We start from the raw sequence: 16,919 nt of genomic DNA, 5'->3' as shown, positions 1-16,919 counted from the left end.
TGGTGTGACCGATGGCCTAAAGAGGCAGCCGATATCGAACGAAATCGTCGGCTTGCACGAATTCGTCGTAGAGACGCCGTGCCGGGTTGTCGCGCCGCGTCATCCAATACAACGTGGACCAGTTGCGCGCCTTGCCGCAATCAACCAGGTCCTGGATCAGCATCCGGCCAAGGCCCCGGCCCCGGTAGTCGGGATCGACAAACAAGTCCTCCAGGTAGCAGACGGCACTCGACACCCATGTGCCTTCATGCAGGACGCTGACGCTGAATCCGGCGAGCTGGCCTTCAACCTCCAGGAGACGGCCCAGCACTGGCGCAGCGGGGTTCAGAATCCGCTGCCAGGTCAGGGAAGTGATTTCCGGGGCGACGCTGGTTTCGTAGAAGGCGTTGTAGCCCGCCCAAAGCCGTCGCCAGGCGGGTTCGTCGTCGGGCCGCACGTCGCGAACTAAGGAGGAGGCTGTCTCGACACTCATAAGAGCGTTTCCTTTGAATGGTTGTAGTTAGGCCAGTGGTAGTCGTCTGGCGTGTGGCGAGCGCCGAAAATCGCCTGCCCGACGCGCACGACCGTGGCGCCTTCCTCGATGGCGATCTCGAAGTCCCCGGACATGCCCATCGACAGTTCATCCAGTCCGATGCTGGCGGGTGCGCTCTGTCGCAGTCGGTCGCGCAGGTTGCGCAGCAGGATGAAGCACTGGCGTACCCGCTCGGCTTCGCTGGAGAACAACGCCAGTGTCATCAGCCCGCGCACACGCAGGGCCGAGAACGCAGGCAGCGCCTGGAGAAAGGCGGGTACGTCCTCCGGACTCAAGCCGTACTTGCTGGCTTCGCCAGAGGTGTTGACCTGCACGAACACATCCAGCGAGCGCCCTTCAATCTGCAAGCGGCGGTCCAGCGCCTCAGCAACCCGCAGGCTGTCCAGCGCCTGGAACTCGCTGGCGAAGCGCGCCACCAGCTTGGCCTTGTTGGTTTGCAGGTGGCCGATGACCGACCATTGCAGGTCGGTCAGGTCCTGCATCGCTTCCCACTTCTGATGGGCTTCCTGCACCTTGTTCTCGCCCAGCGTCCGGCAACCTGCCTCGTAGGCCAGGCGCAAGCTGGTTTCGGGCTTGGTCTTGCTGACTGGCAGCAGGCGTACGGTTGCCAGTTCGCGGCCGGCGCGGTGGCAGGCCAGGTCGATACGCGTCTGCACCGCAGCCAAGTTGTGCCGGAAGTCCTCGACCTTGGTGGCCTCGGGATAGCGGCCGTGCTGGTCGTGCCGGGTTTGGGTGTCGGAAGGCTCGATCATCAGCTTACCCTCTCGCTGGTGGGCTTCGGGGTGACGGCAGGCTTGGGCGCCGGTTGGGGCAATCGCCCGTTGAGCACGGCGTAGGCCACCAGACCGATCACCAGTCCCCAGAAGGCGCCACCAATGCCAAGCAAGTTGATGTTGGCGGCAGCGGCCAGGAAGGTGATGAGCGATGCTTCGCGGGTCTTGGGATCGATCAGCGCACTGGCGAGGCTGCCGCCGATCGTGCCCAGCAGCGCCAGGCCGGCCAACGTGGTGATGAAGGTCGCCGGGAAGGCCATGAACACCGCGGCGAGCGTGACCCCGAACACCCCGACCAGCACGTAGAAGATGCCTGCGGCGATGCCGGCGATCCAGCGCTTGGACGGGTCTTCGTGAGCTTCTCTACCCGTGGCGATGGCGGCTGTGATGGCGGCGATGTTGAAGGCGTGTGAGCCGAACGGCGCCATCAACAGCGAACCCAGCCCTGTGACCGTCACGATGGGGTTGGCGCTGGTCTTGAAGCCGTCGTTGCGCAGCACCAGCATGCCGGGCATGTACTGCCCGGTCAGGGTGATCAGGAACAGCGGCAAGGCTACGCTCAGCAGGGCATTGAGCGAGAACGCGGGCATGGTGAAGATCGGCGTAGCCAGCTCCAGCCTCAGCCCGGACAGATCGACACGCTCCTGGGCCAGCAGGAAGGCCAGCCCCAGCACCAGGATGCCCACCACCGCATAGCGCGCGCTGAAGCGCTTGAACACCACGTAGGACACGATCAGCAGCCCTGCGAGCAGTGGATCGACGGTCATGCCGCCAAAGGCACCGATGCCGAACTGGAGCAGGATGCCGGCCAGCAGCCCGGCGGCCACGCCCGGCGGGATCATGCGGATGACCCGCTCGAACCAGCCGGACAGCCCGAGCACCACGAACGCGGCAGCCGAGACCAGATAGGCACCGACCGCTTCCGCGTAGGGCGTGGTCGCCAGCGCGGTGACCAGGAATGCCGCTGCCGGTGTGGACCAGGCGGTGATGATCGGCTCACGGGAGATCCAGCTCAGGAAGATCCCCGTCACACCCACGCCAATCGAAATCGACCAGACCCACGAAGCTGTCAGCTCGGGGCTCAGACCGGCCACCTTGGCAGCCTGGAACACCAGAATGAACGTACCACCGTAGTTGACGATGACCGAGATCAGGCCAGCTACGACAGGATGGGTAAGGTCGTTCCAACGAACGGGCGAGCGTGATGGGGCGGATGACATGGCGTGACGCTGACTCCCAAATAGGGTTGATGTGTTTACGGGATTGATTTATAGCTCTAAAATGGACGGATGTTCCCCACCACTTTTACTTAGAGATACCGGCCAATTGTTCAAGCATGCTCAACTTGAATCCGTCAAGGCATGGATCAGCGACCCGGCGCATGGCGCGCTGCCTTTGCATGCGCGCATTCAGCGGGGTATCCGCCAGCTGATCCTCGACGGTGCACTCGACGTCGGCAGGCCACTGCCTGCGTCACGTGCGCTGGCCAAGTCGTTGGAGGTTTCCCGCGATACGATCGAGTCGGCCTATACCCAATTGCATGCCGAGGGCTTCATCGAACGGCGTGTAGGCAGTGGCAGCTTCGTGTCCGAACGGGCACAACGTTTACCCGGCCGGGGAAAAGCGCGGCCCAAGGGAGATAACACCGGCACGCCTCGCCTCAGTCAGCGCGGGGCTGCGATGTTCAAGAGTGGCGGTGTGCGAGATTTTCTGACGCCTCGGCCGTTTGCGCCTGGCGTCCCGGAGACGCGCAGCTTTCCGCTCCCAACCTGGGAGCGGCTGGAGCGTCAGGTGTTGAAGGAGTACGGCACCTCGGCGCTGTTGCACAGCCCGCCACAGGGTATGGAGCCGTTGCGGCGCGCCATCGCCGATTACGTCAATCTCGAACGCGGTGCGCGAGCAACACCTGAGCGTGTGCTGGTGCTGACCAGTTCGCAGCAGGCCCTGACTCTGTGCTCCACCGTGCTGCTCGATGCCGGTGAACGGATATTCATTGAAGACCCCGTGTACCACGGCGCACGCAAGGCATTCGATGCCGCAGGGCTGCAATGCGTGCCTGTACCGCTTGATGCCGACGGCTTGCGAGTGGAATACCTGACCCAGGCGGCGACCGCTCCGGGTGAGCAGCCCAAAGCGGTGTTTCTGACGCCATCACACCAGTTTCCAACAGGGGCAACACTGGCGTTGGACAGGCGACTGGCCGTCATCGAATGGGCAAGGCAGCACCAGAGCTGGATCATAGAGGACGACTACGACAGCGAGTTCCACTACGCGGGCAAGCCTACGGCTTGCGTCCAGGGACTCGATCCGCATGAGCGGACGATCTACATCGGCACCTTCACGAAATCGCTGTTTCCGGGCCTTCGTATCGGCTACATGGTGCTGCCGACATCGCTCGTAGCACCCATGACCGTGGCTCGCACCCTGTTGGACGGCCACAGCGCGCCGATACCGCAACTCACGCTGGCGCGTTTCATCGAGGGCGGTCACTACGGGGCTCATGTCCGCACGATGCGGGCCGTGTATGCCGAACGGCGCGACGTGCTGGTCCGGCTGGTGCGCAAGCACCTGGCCGAGTTTGTTGAACCGCGGATACCTGCGGGGGGCATGCAGATGCCTTGCGTGTTCATCCGGGATATTCCCGAGCACCAGGCCGTTGAGTCGGCACGTCGCGCAGGTATTGACCTATTGGGTTTGACGGCCCTGCATGCGTCAAGCCGCCACAAGGCCGGATTCCTCATGGGATTTGCCGCCCATGCGCCGCATGAGCTGGAGGTCTCCATCAAGAAATTGGCGAACGTGCTACGTGCGCTGTCCAACTGAACCGATGAAGAATGAGGTGATGACCAAAGAATGAAATCCTCGTATAGAGGGCTGCTGGCCCAAGTATCCATAGCCCATCTGGTGAGTCACCTCCATATCATGACGGTGCCCGCCTTGTTGCCCTTGCTGCCCGATCATATGCAGGTGAGCTTTGTCCAACTGGGCATTGCAATGGGCGTGTTCGGCATCGTGACCGGGCTGGTCCAGGCGCCGTTCGGGTTTCTGGTGGATAGAGTCGGAGCCAGGAAGATGCTGATGGCGGCACTGTTGCTAGGGTCGGCCAGCTTCGGCTTGCTCGCGGTGTTCCCCACCTATCCCTGCCTGCTCGCCGTCATGGTTTTGGCTGGCGTGGCGAATGGGATTTACCACCCCGCCGATTACTCCCTGCTATCACACGGCGTTCCGTCTGATGTCATGGGCCGTGCCTTCTCCATTCATACTTTCGCTGGATTTTTCGGCGCGGCCCTTGCGCCTGTTGTCATGGTCAGCGTGGCCCTTGCCGCGTCACCGCGCTGGTCCTTTGCCGCATCGGCCCTGGCAGGAGGATTGGCATGGTGTGCGATGCTCATCAGCTCGCCGCTACCGGCCGGGCAACCTGCTACCAGCACGGGAAAATCCAGCCCGACTGAACATCGTCCGCTCACCACGCCAGTCATGGCGCTGGCAGTGCTGACACTGCTCTTTACCCTGCTCAGTCTGAGCACCGGGGCCATTGAAAAGTTTTCAGTGTCGGCGCTGGTTCAAGGCTTTGACGTGACGCTGCCGACGGCGAACGTGGCACTGACTGCCTTTCTGTTTGCCAGTGCTTTTGGGGTTCTGGCAGGTGGCGTGCTTGCAGACCGAACCGATAAACACGGGTATGTAGCGGCAGTGGCCTTCGGCTTGGCCGCACTGATGGTCGTGCTGGTAATCAAGATACCACTGCCGCCGGTTCTGCTAGCCGTTGCGTTGGGTATAACAGGTTTCCTGACCGGCGTAGTCGCTCCCTCGCGTGACATGCTGGTCCGGGCTGCTTCCCCAGTAGGTGCCGAGGGCCGAACTTTCGGCATCGTTTCAACCGGATTCAATGTGGGAGGCATTATCGGCCCACTTCTGTTCGGACTTCTATTGGATCGTGGACTGCCCGGCGGCGTTCTGTGGGCGGCAGTTGGCTTCATGGTGGCTACCACTGTTGTTGTTCTGCTTCAGGAAAAGCACCAGCGTTTGACGCATATGCCCGCTCATCAGCACGGCTAGATGGCAGCTTGGGTAGTTACCAGATAGCGAGAATTTTTAACATCCACTTTGAAATACAGTTTGGAGCATTCCATGTTTACTGGCCTTAGTGCATTTCCCTTGTCCCCGTTGCGTGGTGGTCGTGTCGATGAAGCTGCATTCGCGCAACTGACCGAACGACTCGCTGCGGCAGGCGTTGATTCCATCTGTGCTCTGGGTTCGACCGGGAACTATGCATACCTCGATAGTGCAGAGCGCAAGCGGGTTGCTCGACTCGCGGTGCAGCATGCGGGCAGCGTGCCTGTGATCATCGGCATTAGCGCGCTACGTACGCGGGATGTGGTTGAGTTGGCGGAGGATGCTCAAAAGGCGGGCGCGAAGGCGGTTCTTCTTGCACCGATGTCCTATCAGAAACTATCGGCCCAGGAGGTTTTTGGCCTCTATGAAACGGTGACCCATGCCTTGTCCATACCGCTGGTGGTGTATGACAACCCCGGCACCACGCACTTCGAGTTCAGCGATGAACTGCATGGTCGTATCGCCGAACTTCCGAATATTGGTTCGATCAAAATTCCGGCGGTGCCTGCGGACCCTGGTGCTGCCACAGCGCGGGTTGAGCGCCTGCGCGTACTGATCCCGTCCCATGTCAGCATCGGAATCAGTGGCGATGCTGCTGCTGCAACCGGCCTGCTCGCGGGTTGTAACGTCTGGTACTCGGTGGTCGGTGGACTGTTTCCCGAGGTCGCATTGGCGATCACCCGCGCCGCGCTGTCGGGCGATGCCTCGCAGGCGAATCAGTTGTCGCAGCGACTGGAGCCACTTTGGGCGCTGTTCCGCCAGCATGGCAGCCTGCGTGTGGTGGCGGCCGCGGCGGAACTGCTCGGGCATGCGGCGTCCCCATGCCTTCCGGCTCCGTTACTGGCTCTGCAAGGTAATGATCGGGAGCGGCTTGCCTCGATTTTCGAAGAATGCCAGCTCGCTTGACGAACATTGAACCCTAACCAAAGCATGAGTCCATGACGTATTTCTTGTGGGCACTGCCCACCTTGGTGCTTCTTGCAGCCATTATCAGCGGCCGATGCAGTACGACGGCTGCCTCCCTGATGGGACTGGCGACCACGGTGCCGATCGCTTTGTTCTGGGGGCCGCTGGCATTTGATAGTAACGTCTTGTTTAGCGCTTTGTTGCGTGGACTATGGATCGGCGCTGTCATCGCACCATACATTCTGGGTGGTTTGCTGTTTTGGCAGGTCGCAGCGCGCAACCCGGCAGGTTCTCCATCGGCACCGGCGGATAAAACTAGTTGCTCGTCCGGAACGGAGATCGGCCGCCGCCGATTGGTATTCTTTGCCTGCTTCCTCCTGGGTCCATTCGCAGAGTCTGCCACTGGATTCGGTGTGGGCATGCTTGGCACGGTGATGATGATCCGCCATCTTGGCTTTGCGCCGCGGCATTTGATGATCTTTGCGCTCATGAGTCAGACCGTCATTCCTTGGGGCGCGATGAGCAGTGGGACGCTTCTGGCGGCCGCTTATGCTCGTATTCCACCTGAGCTGCTGGGCGTGTACTGCGTGGGGCCCGTTGCACTTCTCATGTCGGTATGGCTGCCGCTGTTCTGGCGTACGGCGCGTGCAGCAGGTATTGCCGCCCCTCTTACCGAGAACGTACGAGAAGTGGCCTGGATAGGCACCTGTATGGCTTTGTTGGCGCTCGGAACTATGTATTTAGGGCCGGAGACGGCCTTATTGGCAGCTTACGGTCCCATTATCTTGGTTCGCTACCTGCTGGATTTCCGTCCGAATCGCGCGCAAGCGAAAGAAGGATTTCGAAAAGTGCTTCCGTATGTTCTCCTCATTGGTGGCCTGGCACTGGTCCGGTTATGGCCTGAGGCGAAGAGGTTGTTGAGTAGTCTGGCTCGGTTGACTCCCTATGAGGACTTGCCAGCGTGGTCACCATTTTTTCACGCAGGGAGCTGGCTCTTGGTGGGTGCGCTGTGCATTTTGATCGCTCGTAGGCAGATCACTTATCTCAGGCAGGAGGTCCGAACAGCCTGGTCCACGGGACAGCATGCTGTGCTCACCGTATTCACGTTCTCCATGATGGCCGAGGTGCTGACGGCGTCGGGCATATCCGGTGCATTTGCCACTCTGACATTCGATACGCTTGGAGAGAAGGCGCTCCTGCTTACCCCAGTACTGTCGGGAACTTTCGGTGTCCTGACCAATAGCGGTAATCCTGCGAACAGTCTGTTCTTGCCATCGCAGGTTGCCTTGGCATTGCAGGCCGGTTTGAGCATTCCTGCTGTCGCCTCCCTCCAGCAGGTTTCCGGTATGTCGATGGGATTGTTCTCGCCAGTCAGGATGTCGATTGCCGCTGGTCTTGCGAAGGGGCATGGTCAGGAGCGAGCGGTATATCTTGAGATTTTGCCATTTGCCTTGGTAGCTCTCTGCTTATTGATGGGCGTGGCGATTTGGGTGATTCATTAGTCGCAATATCAGAGCCCATTTGGCGCTATTCATCCCGCGCCGGACCTGCACTGGTCACGCGTAACTGCCTGTCGACCAGACAATCTGAATTGCAGCCACGACAAGGATCTTTCATGACCGACGACAATGTTTCTCAAAAGCGTGTGCTCTTTCGCGAGTTGCACCAGTCGGGCTGCTTTGTGCTGCCCAATCCCTGGGACGCTGGCAGTGCCCACGTGCTGGCAGGACTTGGCTTTAAGGCACTGGCGACGACTAGTTCCGGTTGCGCATGGTCGCACGCGCATGCGGATGGGCAACTTTCTCGTGATGCTACCTTGGCGCATATGCGCTTCATGGTCGAGGCCACCGATTTGCCCGTCAACGCCGATTTCGAGAGTGGGTTTGCAGATACCACGGACGGGGTGGCCGAGAGTGTGCGTATGGCGGTGGAAACTGGCGTGGCGGGCATTTCCATCGAAGATTCGACGGGTGATCAGCAGGCTCCCCTGCGAACGATAGGGGAGTCGGCTCAACGGATACGTGCAGCACGTGCCGCGATCGATGCTGCTGGTGGCGATACCTTGTTGGTCGGGCGTGCGGAGAATTTCATCGTGGGCCGGCCTGACCTCGATGACACCATCCTGCGCCTGAAAGCCTATGCGGACGCCGGAGCGGATTGCTTGTATGCCCCAGGCATCAAGACACGCGAGCAGATCAGCGCGGTGGTTTCAGCAGTTGCGCCCAAGCCCGTCAACGTGCTGATCGGCTGGGCGAGCGACCTGACAGTTCAGGACCTCGCTGACCTCGGTGTGAGGCGTATCAGTGTGGGTGGAGCATTGGCACGCGCGGCCTGGGGTGGCTTCATGCAAGCAGCACGCACAATCGCCGAGCAGGGCCGTTTCGACGGGTTCGCTGACGCATACCCTGCCGCAGAACTCAATACGCTATTCAACAAGTCGAGAAGCATATATCGCTGAATCTAGCGGCAGGCTAATTGGCTTAAACGTCTGGTCGGCCCAGTGACAAACCGATCCTAGGATATTGCTTCGCAAAGTATGCTGTATGGGTTTTCTCAGGGAGTCAAATGGCTGGTCCTTTCTGACGTCCGATTTCCCACGACACCCCGGCACCGCGCACCGTCGCGGCGATCTGCTGCCCTAGCCGCTGCTCGATTACCGGTTTCCACGGCACCAGCGAGAACCCCATACCGTCATCCAGCATTGCGTATCGCCCGCTGGCGAGCATGACGCTGCGCCTGTAGATGCCGGCCACGCGCTGCCCGTCGGCCACTGGGCGATGCTCCAGGCCGGTATCGGCAGCAATGCCCTTCGCGGCCTGCGCCAACTCCCTGTTGCGCAGCGTGCCCAGCAGGTTCCGGGCGAGGATCACGCGCTGCCCGCGCCGTTCGGCCAGCCCCTGTTCGGCCAGGAAGTCGGCGCGCTGCTGCATCGCCTCCCTGGCCTCGCCGCCAAAGCCCAGGTCGCCCAGGCCCGAGCCGCCGATCAACTGCTGATCGAGCCAGGTGGCCCCGATCACGCGCGCCTGCCGCTCGATGGGCAGGTGCGATTTCAGTTCCACGGCCACGCCGCCCAGGCGCTGCGCGTCGTAGCGGCGGCCCTGTTCGGCCAAGTCGTCCGGCACCTTCCATAGTCCCTCGGCCACGCGCTCCACGATGCCAGCGCGGCGCAGGGCTTCCAGCCGGCGGACGTGGGCCGCGACGACTTCCTGCGGATCGCGGCCCGGTACGGCCTGACCCTGCGCGATGGCGAGGTGATGATCGGTGCGGTACAGGCCACCGCTCGCCAGTGCGGCGATGTTCTTGTCGGCGGCGCGCACGTCGGCCGATCCCTTCACCTCCACCACGGCACCGGCTGGGTAGTTCGCCAGCTCGTCGCGGGCGTTGAGCGCGACGTAGTGGGCCTTGCCATCCACCCCGTCGATGACCAGATAGCCCCGGTCGCGCAGTTCGTCGGCCAGCCCCTTCGCGGCCACGCGGCCGAGGATGGTTCGGCCATCCTCGCCCGGCTCGAACACCGCCAGCTCGCGCGGCTGGCCGCTCATGGCCCGCTGCATGGTGCGGATGATGTCGCCACGCTCGCCCAGGGCGCGCAGGGTCTTTTCGGCGTCGGTATGGACCGCCCAGGTGCCCGGCTGCGTTTCGTCGGCCAGGCCCAGACGCTGCAAGCGTTGCAGCCGGCCGATCAGCAGCAGGCGCTGGCGTTGCAACCTCGGCTCGTTGAGCCGTTCGACATGCACCAGGCCATCGTCGCCCAGCTCGCGCTTGAGCGTGCGATCCAGGCTCGTCCACCGCTCCTGTTCCACCTCGCGCTGCAAGGTCTGCTGGATCTCCAGCTCGGTGCGTGGCCCCAGCCACTCGGTCGCCAGTTCGGCCGCACGATGGCGGAAGCCATCGGCGATGTAGTCGCCCGCGATGATGAGGTCTTTGCCGGTGTCATCGCGCCCGCGCACGACGATGTGCGTGTGCGGGTTGTCGGTATTCCAGTGGTTGACCGCCACCCAATCGAGGCCCGTGCCCAGGTCGGCCTCCATGCGGCCCATGAGGTGCCGCGTGTAGGTGCGCAGGTCTTCCAGTTCCGCGCCATCCTCGGGTGAGAGGATGAAGCGGAAATGGTGTCGGTCGTCGGCGCAGCGTTCCTTGAAAGCGTCGAGGTCGGCGGCATCGGTCTGCGGCCCGTAGGCTTGGCCCGGCTCGCCATCGCGGCCCACGCCGTCGCGCTCGATGTAGCGCAGGTGCTTGGCGAGCGACTGCGGGCTGGCCTGGCGCTGGTTGACCAGCAGCGTCTTGATGGTCACGCGCCGCGACATGGGCGTCAGCTTCGCTCCGGCGAAGCGCGCGGCCGTGTGGCCGCGCCCCAGGCGCGAGCCGGGCCGCTGGCCGTTGCCCCTCCCGGAGCCGCTGGCAGCGCCAGGACGGCGCACCGACGACTTGCCGCTACTGGCCTTGCCTGCCTGCTTGAGCACCTTGGAAACGAAGCTCTGGCCCCGGTTCTTCGGTGCGCTGGGGCGGATGCGGAAATCATCGTCGCGGCGGTCGGTCATGGCTGCGCTCCCTGCAAGCTCTGGCGTGTCCGGTCGTGTGAAGCACGCGGACAGCCCTGCATTGGCGCGGGCCTCGCGCCCCAAGCGGCACGGCGGCGAAGCCGCTCCGTGCCGCGCCACCCCATGTGCAGACTGGCTTTCGACGCGGCCCGGTGCCGCGTCCTTTTGTCTTGCCTTCCGCCTTTGCCCCTCGCTGGCGCTCCGGGCAGCGGCGGCCCGGCGGTGCTGCTGCGCGAGCAGCCAGCGCGCCGGCGAACGCGGCGACGGCCATAGGCCGGGCGCGTTCGAGGCAAGACGCCTGCACGTTGGACGGCTGCGCCGAAGGCAGCGCGAAGTGCGGTGCGAATGCACCCGCACTGCACGCGCGACGACACGGCGACGGCCAGCAGAGCGACACGCCCGATGGCACGACAAGATGCACGGCAACGTGCAGCGAGTCGGCGGCCATCATGGGCGGGATTCCAGCCAGACTGGATGCGCGACCCCGATCACGGCGGATGCGCTGACCGGCCCGAAATACCGGCTGTCGAACGACGCCGGGTTGGTCACACTCAAGAGGAACAGTTCGCCGGATTCGAGGCGGCGGCATTGCTGCCAGGATGGCAGCGGCCGGCCCCAGCGGTCGGCAGGCAGCACGGCGGCCGAAGGCACGCCGTCGATGCGGACGACGCGGCCAGTGCTGCACACCTCCTGCGGCGCGACGGCGCCCACGCGCTTGAGCAGCGGCACGCGCGCCGGCAGGTAGCCGCGCTGCGCGGCCAGCGCGGCGGCGTCTGGCGGCAGCGTGGTCAGGACGATGCTGCCCACGGACAAGGGACGTGGCGGCGAGTCGGTGCCGTGGCCTTGCGGATCGACGCGATACCAGCCGACCGCCACGCTGTCGGACGGGTTGTAGATCAGGCGCGGCAGCGGATGCACGAAGGACGCCCAGGCGAGCGCAGCGAGGCCGCAGGCGGACAGGCCCGCCAACACGAGGCGAGCGCGCAGGCGCGAGCGAGGATGCGGCGGGATGCCGGTTGCGCTGGCAACGGCGGATGGAAGCGTCATGGCAGCGTCCTCCCGGTTAGCCAGGCAGCGTGCCGCTCGGCGGTGTATTCGGGCAGCGGCAGGCGTGCAGCGAGCCGGTTGGCGAGCGTGCGCCAGTACGCGGGCGAGACAGCGGCGGGCGCGATGCCCAGCGCCTCGATGGCGTCGATGCACTCCAGCACCGCGCGCACCTGGTTCTCCCCTTCGGCGTGGAGCAGCAAGCGCGCCCCCGGCTGCACGCCGGGGATGCGCTGCGCTGCATCCAGCGGCGTGCAAGCCTGCATCACCATGAGCTGCCAACGCACAGTGCCGTAGTCGTTGGCCTGCCAGCGGATACGGCACAACATGGCGCCCGGCAGGAACACCGCGCAACGGCGCCAGCGGTCGAGCTGGTGCGTGCGCGCAGGTTCGCCGAAGCGCAGGTAGAGCTTGAAGCGTGGTTCGATGTAGGCCAGCGCCACGCGCGTCAGCGGCGCGCTGGCAGGCTGGCCGGCAAGTGCAGCCGTAGCCGCGCCAGCGGCAGGCGAAGCGGATGCAGTCATGGTGCGTTCTCCCTGCGGTGCTCTGGAAACTCCCGCTCCAACAGGCCACGCAGCAGGTCGGCCACGGTCACGCCTTGCGTGAAGGCCGACACCTTGATGCGTGCCCGCATCGCGGGCGTGATGTCGAGAGTCAGACGGGCGGTGTAGAGGTCGCCCTTGCCCAGCGCATCGGCGTCGCCCTGGCGAATCCACGCCTCGGCGTGCGGATTCGCGGGCGGACGCGCGCCGATGCCGACGCGCTTTGCCGTGCGCTTGCTGTTCGATGGCGGCTTCGCGGTCATGTCGGCCACCGCAGCAATTCGTCCACCAGCGCAGTGATTTCGCGTGCGGCGGCGCTGTCGGGTGCCGTCTCGCGTGCAAGCCGGCCAGCGGCCACGCTATCGGCGAACACGATGCGCTGATGCACTTCCGCGCGCAGCGCAGGAAGCGGCTGGTCGGCGAGTGCCTGGCGTGCTTCGCGCCCGATCACGGTGGTACTGACGCGCCGATTGATGACGAAGGCCGCGCGCAGCGCAGGCCGAAATACCTGCGCCTCGCGGATCAGCGCCACCATCTCAGCGCTGGCCCACAAGTCGTAGGGGCTGGGCTGCACCGGGATCAGCACGCGCTCGGCCGCCAGCAGCGCGGAGCGCGCCAAGGCGGCGATGCGCGGCGGGCCGTCGATGACGACGTGATCGGCCCGCCTGGCGAGTTCCGGCGCCTCTTGGTGCAGCGTTTCGCGTGCGAGGCCCACGGCGCTGAACAGCCGTGGCAAGCCTTGCTGGCTTCTGCGCTGCGTCCAGTCCAGCGATGAGCCCTGCGGGTCAGCGTCCAGCAGGACGACGTGCTGGCCGCGCATCGCCAACTCGCCGGCGATGTGCGTGGCGAGCGTGGTCTTGCCGACGCCGCCTTTCTGGTTGAGCAGTGCGACGATCATGGCCTGGCCCTCCATGCTGGAAAGCCGGGCTTTTGCTGCTGCGTTTGTGGCCGCGGGGTGGTTGTCCACCGCAGCGGCGTTTCCCTACTAAAAGTTAGAGAAACTAAGTTAGGGAAGTTAGAGGACGCGCAAACCCAGTGCTGGCGCGGGTTTGCGGCCGATCGGCACGCCTGATAGCACGATAGTCCCACGCCTGATAGCACGATACCCCGCACGCCTGATAGCACGACACCATTCACAGGCTTTCCCGGAGTTATCCCCGTGCCGTCTGCGGCACGGGCCGGAACGTCAGCAGTTCCATGCCGTTGTCGGGCATCCGCTCGATGCCCAGGACGTAACCGGGCAGCGACTGCCGCGCGACGAGCGCGCGCAGATCGCAGGCGAAGTCGTAGGGCTTCGCGGTGCTGCCGGACTTCTGGTGCAGATAGCGAAAGTCGAACTGCCAGCCGTATGCCTGCTTGCCGCCGTGCTTGCGCACCAGGCGGTACAGCCACCGCTCGATGCCGCCGGTGAGCCGGAAATACGCCGGGTCGATGGTCAGCACCAGCGCGGCGTCGAGCACGCCGGCAAAGAACCAGTCCGGCAGGATCAGCTCGATGCCCAGCGGCGTGCCGCTGGCATCGGCCAGTTCCTTCCATTCGTTGATCCACGAAAAGCGGTGCAGGCGCCGGCCTGTTGTCTCGCGGATGGACGTGGCCACCGTGGTCGATTGCAGGCGATCCAGCGCGGCCTTGAGGCGCTGGTAGTCTCGCAGCGACTTGCCGCGCCCGATGAAGCGCAGGATCTCGTAGGGCGTCGCGCGCATCAGCCGCGACGGGCGCAGGCCCGCGTCCTTCGCTTCCACGATCTGCGAGGCCGCCCATATCAGCACGTCCGCATCCCAAATCGTGGCGATGCCGTGCTCCTGCGTGCCCTCTACGCGGATCGTCACGTTGCCCGCGCGGAAGTCGATGGGTTTGACCCGCTTGGACTTGCCGAGCGAGAAGAACGGATAGGCCATCAAGTCCTGGCTGTCGCGCGGCGCCATGTCGCCGGGCAAGGCGCGGAACAGGTCGAGCTGTTCGCGCTCCTGCAACGACCGCTGCCGGAACGGCAGCGCGGAGCTGGACATGGTGATGGCCTGCCGCGCGCCGCCGATCAGCGCGCACGGCTGTCGGCCGAGTGGTGCTCGGCGTACTCGGGATCGGAAGTCGTCTCGAAGCTGCGATCGGCGGCCCAGGCATCGAGGTCGGCCACGGCGTACATGACGCGCCGGCCGAACTTGCGAAAGCGCGGACCACCACCGATCACGCGCTGCTTTTCCAGCGTGCGCGGCGACAGCCGCAGGTACTCGGCGGCTTCGTCGTTGGTGAGATAGCGTTGGGGCTGCGCGGCAGCGGTCGAGACAGTGGCGGCAGGCCGCAAAGGAGCGGGACGCATGGTGTGAACCTCCATAGCTTTCAAAGCTCCGGCCACACAGCGCAACCGGATGGAGGCAGTCTCAGAAAACCAAGCTGTCCTGCTCAGGGCCGTTTTGCGTCGTCCTCAAAACGACCCTTCTCAAGCGGCGGAAGCTGTGCTAGGCGGCGATAGCCGCCGCGCATCAGCGCATCGCCGCGCCGTACCAAGCGGCGTACCTTGGAGCGCAGGCCGCCGTCGCTGTACCAATCGGCTGCGGCATCGCCGCCGAACAAGCCTTCGGCCACCTCGCGCAAGGACGCACCCGCTAGGGTTGCGTCGAGCGCCTGCAAGGTGTGTAGCTCAAGCAGCGCGGCGGGTGCCGGCCTGGGCTTCGCAGAAGCCAGGGCCGCGCCGAGCGCATGGTTGCGCGCAGGTGCGGCGGCGCCGCCGCGGCGGGCATAGGCGACAGCCATCCCGTCTTCCAGGCCGGGCGCCAGCGCGAAGCGCAGGCAATGACCTGGGCTGTGCGCCATCAGCGCCAGCCCTTTGCCGTCATGGAGCAGTTGCTTGTGCCCGGCAATGCGCCAAAACGTGAACGCGGGAGCATACTGCGGCGGATCGGCGTCGGGATAGAGCTGCACCACGGCCACATGGCCGGGCAACCAGGCTGGATGCGCGTCGCGCGCATCCAACGCCGGATCTTCCAGCAGGCGCAAGCCCCAGCGATGCGCCGCCTGCTGCGCGGCTTTCGGCCGGCGATGATGGCGCAGCCAGTCGAGCCGGTAATCGGGGTTTCTGCGCAGATATTCCCAGGCCGTCCCAAGGTCGTCCAAGTGCAGCACGTACAGATACGCGGCAGTCGGATACCAGTGCTCGGCGCTGCGATCGACCATGACGCAACCTCCCTGCGAACAGGACTGGCCGCGACGGAAGAACTACGTGCTACATCGGTGTCATCAGAACGAAATGGGTTAAGGGAATAGTTGGGCTGTCAAGTCCGACTGGCTCCGATGCGTTGCGGTATTCGTCTCAATGCTGCGGCGGCAGCGTCCCTCCCGTGGGACGCCGTACAGGCCAGCCTGCCGCAGTCCGCGTCAGGCATCATGTCCGTTTGGATCAGACTGGCGCGGCTACGCCGCAAGAATCTCGATTGAGACCTGCCCGGTATGACACCAGACTGAAAAAGTCACAGTAGGCTGTGTTCAGTCCGGGATAGCCCCGTCGCGCTCGGCCAGCCGGGTGTATTCCGACAGCGTGCGCGTGGGCCGGAAGTAGCGGTCGCGCATCACGGGCTGCTGATGCGGCCCGACGATGCCAGCCAGCTCGGACAGCTTGACGGTTCCTTGCGCCGGCATTCCGATTCCCAGGTCGATGAGGCCCCAGGCGGTGTCGCCATCGGCGGGATCGAGTGCGGCCAGCAGCCAGGTCACATGCGCGTCCGGCGTGAACAGCCGCACCACGGGCACCGGGTCGATGGCCTGGCCGGCGGCACGAGCCTCGCCGTTGGCGAGCAGTTGCGCGCGCTCCGGGACGGTGGCGAGTGGCTGGGGCATGGTTGGCAATCCCACAAATCCAATGATGCACGGATGCGGTTTCACGCCCAAGCGCAGAACCGCCAAACCGGATTTACGCCTTCGTGTGCAAGCACGGATGCGCTTGCGTGGCTTTGCTGGAACCAGCAAATGCGGATTTCCGTAAAGGCACGAAAACGTAGAACACCAAATGAACACTATAGATTGTAGCCCTATAGGGCGCAATGGGCTGTCATCTTGGTTTTTCGAGGGAAACCATAGGTGGCGGCTGGGAACTCATTGGCGAAGGCGTTGAAGACAGTCAGGAAGGCGCGTGGCTTGAGCCAGGAAGCCTTCTCTGACGTGTCCAGCCGCACCTATATGAGCACCCTCGAACGCGACCTGAAAAGCCCGACCCTGCATAAGCTGGCCGAGCTGTGCGAGGTGATGGAGATCCACCCGCTCACGCTGCTGACGCTGGCCTACGCGGGCGACAGCCCGCACAAGGCCGACGAGCTGCTGGCGCAGGTGCGCCGGGAGCTGGAGGCGGTGCTGAAGGAGCGCGGCGCGGCGAAGCCGCGCGCGTGACGTGGTGATGTGCTGCGAACAGCAGCACAGCGCCCCGCCGCGATGGGCGGGGCGCTGCGGCGGTCACGCCGCCTGGGGCTTGCTGCGC

At 64.3% G+C, this 16,919-nt stretch carries 18 protein-coding genes; 6 read left to right on the top strand and 12 right to left on the bottom strand.

The genetic code is table 11. The features are described 5' to 3' along the window. Nucleotides 1-16 precede the first annotated feature (16 nt). Genes QZM67_RS38270 through QZM67_RS38260 form a run of 3 tightly spaced genes read right to left on the bottom strand, consistent with a single transcriptional unit; the run spans nucleotide 17 to nucleotide 2,525 of the window. Nucleotides 17-472, bottom strand: coding sequence for a GNAT family N-acetyltransferase (locus tag QZM67_RS38270; RefSeq protein ID WP_124014579.1), 456 nt, complete (start codon nucleotides 470-472; stop codon nucleotides 17-19). Then, nucleotides 469-1,284: a YggS family pyridoxal phosphate-dependent enzyme gene (locus QZM67_RS38265; protein ID WP_137884701.1), complete on the bottom strand. Its 816-nt coding sequence runs from the start codon at nucleotides 1,282-1,284 to the stop codon at nucleotides 469-471. Before QZM67_RS38265 ends, QZM67_RS38270 begins: the two co-directional genes overlap by 4 nt. Next, a complete protein-coding gene (locus tag QZM67_RS38260; protein WP_124014581.1) occupies nucleotides 1,284-2,525 on the bottom strand; it encodes a benzoate/H(+) symporter BenE family transporter in 1,242 nt (413 codons plus the stop codon). The genes QZM67_RS38265 and QZM67_RS38260 overlap by 1 nt, the downstream gene beginning before the upstream one ends. 106 nt (nucleotides 2,526-2,631) lie before the next feature. On the opposite strand from QZM67_RS38260, the gene QZM67_RS38255 reads away from it, so the two are divergent. From QZM67_RS38255 to QZM67_RS38235, 5 genes are all read left to right on the top strand, one after another. Further along, nucleotides 2,632-4,128, top strand: coding sequence for a PLP-dependent aminotransferase family protein (locus QZM67_RS38255; RefSeq protein WP_124014582.1), 1,497 nt, complete (start codon nucleotides 2,632-2,634; stop codon nucleotides 4,126-4,128). A 30-nt stretch (nucleotides 4,129-4,158) separates the two neighbouring features. After that, nucleotides 4,159-5,364, top strand: coding sequence for an MFS transporter (locus QZM67_RS38250; protein WP_124014583.1), 1,206 nt, complete (start codon nucleotides 4,159-4,161; stop codon nucleotides 5,362-5,364). A gap of 72 nt (nucleotides 5,365-5,436) precedes the next feature. Further along, nucleotides 5,437-6,327 (top strand): dihydrodipicolinate synthase family protein, encoded by an 891-nt coding sequence (locus QZM67_RS38245; RefSeq protein WP_124014584.1) that lies wholly within the window; start codon nucleotides 5,437-5,439, stop codon nucleotides 6,325-6,327. A 32-nt stretch (nucleotides 6,328-6,359) separates the two neighbouring features. Then, nucleotides 6,360-7,829 (top strand): L-lactate permease, encoded by a 1,470-nt coding sequence (locus QZM67_RS38240; RefSeq protein ID WP_124014585.1) that lies wholly within the window; start codon nucleotides 6,360-6,362, stop codon nucleotides 7,827-7,829. A 113-nt stretch (nucleotides 7,830-7,942) separates the two neighbouring features. Next, nucleotides 7,943-8,785 carry an oxaloacetate decarboxylase gene (locus QZM67_RS38235; RefSeq protein WP_124014586.1) on the top strand — a complete coding sequence of 281 codons (843 nt, stop codon included), beginning with the start codon at nucleotides 7,943-7,945 and terminating at the stop codon, nucleotides 8,783-8,785. 103 nt (nucleotides 8,786-8,888) lie between these two features. Here QZM67_RS38235 and QZM67_RS38230 read toward each other — a convergent pair whose 3' ends face one another. From QZM67_RS38230 to QZM67_RS38190, 9 genes are all read right to left on the bottom strand, one after another. Beyond that, nucleotides 8,889-10,868: a relaxase/mobilization nuclease and DUF3363 domain-containing protein gene (locus tag QZM67_RS38230; protein ID WP_137884702.1), complete on the bottom strand. Its 1,980-nt coding sequence runs from the start codon at nucleotides 10,866-10,868 to the stop codon at nucleotides 8,889-8,891. A gap of 447 nt (nucleotides 10,869-11,315) precedes the next feature. Continuing rightward, nucleotides 11,316-11,915 carry a S26 family signal peptidase gene (locus QZM67_RS38225; protein WP_023114176.1) on the bottom strand — a complete coding sequence of 200 codons (600 nt, stop codon included), beginning with the start codon at nucleotides 11,913-11,915 and terminating at the stop codon, nucleotides 11,316-11,318. Further along, nucleotides 11,912-12,436, bottom strand: coding sequence for a DUF2840 domain-containing protein (locus tag QZM67_RS38220; protein WP_023103957.1), 525 nt, complete (start codon nucleotides 12,434-12,436; stop codon nucleotides 11,912-11,914). The genes QZM67_RS38225 and QZM67_RS38220 overlap by 4 nt, the downstream gene beginning before the upstream one ends. Continuing rightward, a complete protein-coding gene (locus QZM67_RS38215) occupies nucleotides 12,433-12,717 on the bottom strand; it encodes a hypothetical protein (protein ID WP_023114175.1) in 285 nt (94 codons plus the stop codon). Before QZM67_RS38215 ends, QZM67_RS38220 begins: the two co-directional genes overlap by 4 nt. Then, nucleotides 12,714-13,352, bottom strand: a complete 639-nt coding sequence (parA, locus tag QZM67_RS38210) for a ParA family partition ATPase (protein WP_023114174.1) — start codon at nucleotides 13,350-13,352, stop codon at nucleotides 12,714-12,716. The genes QZM67_RS38215 and parA overlap by 4 nt, the downstream gene beginning before the upstream one ends. A 253-nt stretch (nucleotides 13,353-13,605) precedes the next feature. Next, nucleotides 13,606-14,463 (bottom strand): replication initiator protein A, encoded by an 858-nt coding sequence (locus QZM67_RS38205; RefSeq protein ID WP_023103960.1) that lies wholly within the window; start codon nucleotides 14,461-14,463, stop codon nucleotides 13,606-13,608. A 26-nt stretch (nucleotides 14,464-14,489) separates the two neighbouring features. Then, nucleotides 14,490-14,771: an AlpA family transcriptional regulator gene (locus QZM67_RS38200; protein ID WP_003107109.1), complete on the bottom strand. Its 282-nt coding sequence runs from the start codon at nucleotides 14,769-14,771 to the stop codon at nucleotides 14,490-14,492. An 83-nt stretch (nucleotides 14,772-14,854) separates the two neighbouring features. After that, on the bottom strand, nucleotides 14,855-15,625 hold the full coding sequence (locus QZM67_RS38195) for a DUF2285 domain-containing protein (protein ID WP_023114173.1): 771 nt from the start codon (nucleotides 15,623-15,625) through the stop codon (nucleotides 14,855-14,857). A 309-nt stretch (nucleotides 15,626-15,934) separates the two neighbouring features. Next, nucleotides 15,935-16,285: a DUF2958 domain-containing protein gene (locus QZM67_RS38190; RefSeq protein WP_023103962.1), complete on the bottom strand. Its 351-nt coding sequence runs from the start codon at nucleotides 16,283-16,285 to the stop codon at nucleotides 15,935-15,937. Nucleotides 16,286-16,525: 240 nt separating this feature from the next. Between QZM67_RS38190 and QZM67_RS38185 the strand changes: the two genes are divergently transcribed. Next, on the top strand, nucleotides 16,526-16,831 hold the full coding sequence (locus QZM67_RS38185; RefSeq protein WP_023103963.1) for a helix-turn-helix domain-containing protein: 306 nt from the start codon (nucleotides 16,526-16,528) through the stop codon (nucleotides 16,829-16,831). Nucleotides 16,832-16,919 lie beyond the last annotated feature (88 nt).

This window comes from Burkholderia sp. AU45251 (assembly GCF_030482905.1).
In the GTDB taxonomy this organism is placed as follows: domain Bacteria; phylum Pseudomonadota; class Gammaproteobacteria; order Burkholderiales; family Burkholderiaceae; genus Burkholderia; species Burkholderia aenigmatica.
Note: the sequence above shows the minus strand (reverse complement) of the source record. Positions and strands in the feature narration are given on the sequence as shown.

What these genes read in the sequence shown, in the direction of transcription:
- QZM67_RS38215 (WP_023114175.1), bottom strand. Translation starts at nt 12,717, where the DNA reads ATGACCGCGAAGCCGCCATCGAACAGCAAGCGCACGGCAAAGCGCGTC.
- QZM67_RS38245 (WP_124014584.1), top strand. Translation starts at nt 5,437, where the DNA reads ATGTTTACTGGCCTTAGTGCATTTCCCTTGTCCCCGTTGCGTGGTGGT.
- QZM67_RS38230 (WP_137884702.1), bottom strand. Translation starts at nt 10,868, where the DNA reads ATGACCGACCGCCGCGACGATGATTTCCGCATCCGCCCCAGCGCACCG.
- parA (WP_023114174.1), bottom strand. Translation starts at nt 13,352, where the DNA reads ATGATCGTCGCACTGCTCAACCAGAAAGGCGGCGTCGGCAAGACCACG.
- QZM67_RS38225 (WP_023114176.1), bottom strand. Translation starts at nt 11,915, where the DNA reads ATGACGCTTCCATCCGCCGTTGCCAGCGCAACCGGCATCCCGCCGCAT.
- QZM67_RS38195 (WP_023114173.1), bottom strand. Translation starts at nt 15,625, where the DNA reads ATGGTCGATCGCAGCGCCGAGCACTGGTATCCGACTGCCGCGTATCTG.
- QZM67_RS38205 (WP_023103960.1), bottom strand. Translation starts at nt 14,463, where the DNA reads ATGTCCAGCTCCGCGCTGCCGTTCCGGCAGCGGTCGTTGCAGGAGCGC.
- QZM67_RS38190 (WP_023103962.1), bottom strand. Translation starts at nt 16,285, where the DNA reads ATGCCCCAGCCACTCGCCACCGTCCCGGAGCGCGCGCAACTGCTCGCC.
- QZM67_RS38235 (WP_124014586.1), top strand. Translation starts at nt 7,943, where the DNA reads ATGACCGACGACAATGTTTCTCAAAAGCGTGTGCTCTTTCGCGAGTTG.
- QZM67_RS38240 (WP_124014585.1), top strand. Translation starts at nt 6,360, where the DNA reads ATGACGTATTTCTTGTGGGCACTGCCCACCTTGGTGCTTCTTGCAGCC.
- QZM67_RS38270 (WP_124014579.1), bottom strand. Translation starts at nt 472, where the DNA reads ATGAGTGTCGAGACAGCCTCCTCCTTAGTTCGCGACGTGCGGCCCGAC.
- QZM67_RS38220 (WP_023103957.1), bottom strand. Translation starts at nt 12,436, where the DNA reads ATGACTGCATCCGCTTCGCCTGCCGCTGGCGCGGCTACGGCTGCACTT.
- QZM67_RS38200 (WP_003107109.1), bottom strand. Translation starts at nt 14,771, where the DNA reads ATGCGTCCCGCTCCTTTGCGGCCTGCCGCCACTGTCTCGACCGCTGCC.
- QZM67_RS38260 (WP_124014581.1), bottom strand. Translation starts at nt 2,525, where the DNA reads ATGTCATCCGCCCCATCACGCTCGCCCGTTCGTTGGAACGACCTTACC.
- QZM67_RS38250 (WP_124014583.1), top strand. Translation starts at nt 4,159, where the DNA reads ATGAAATCCTCGTATAGAGGGCTGCTGGCCCAAGTATCCATAGCCCAT.
- QZM67_RS38265 (WP_137884701.1), bottom strand. Translation starts at nt 1,284, where the DNA reads ATGATCGAGCCTTCCGACACCCAAACCCGGCACGACCAGCACGGCCGC.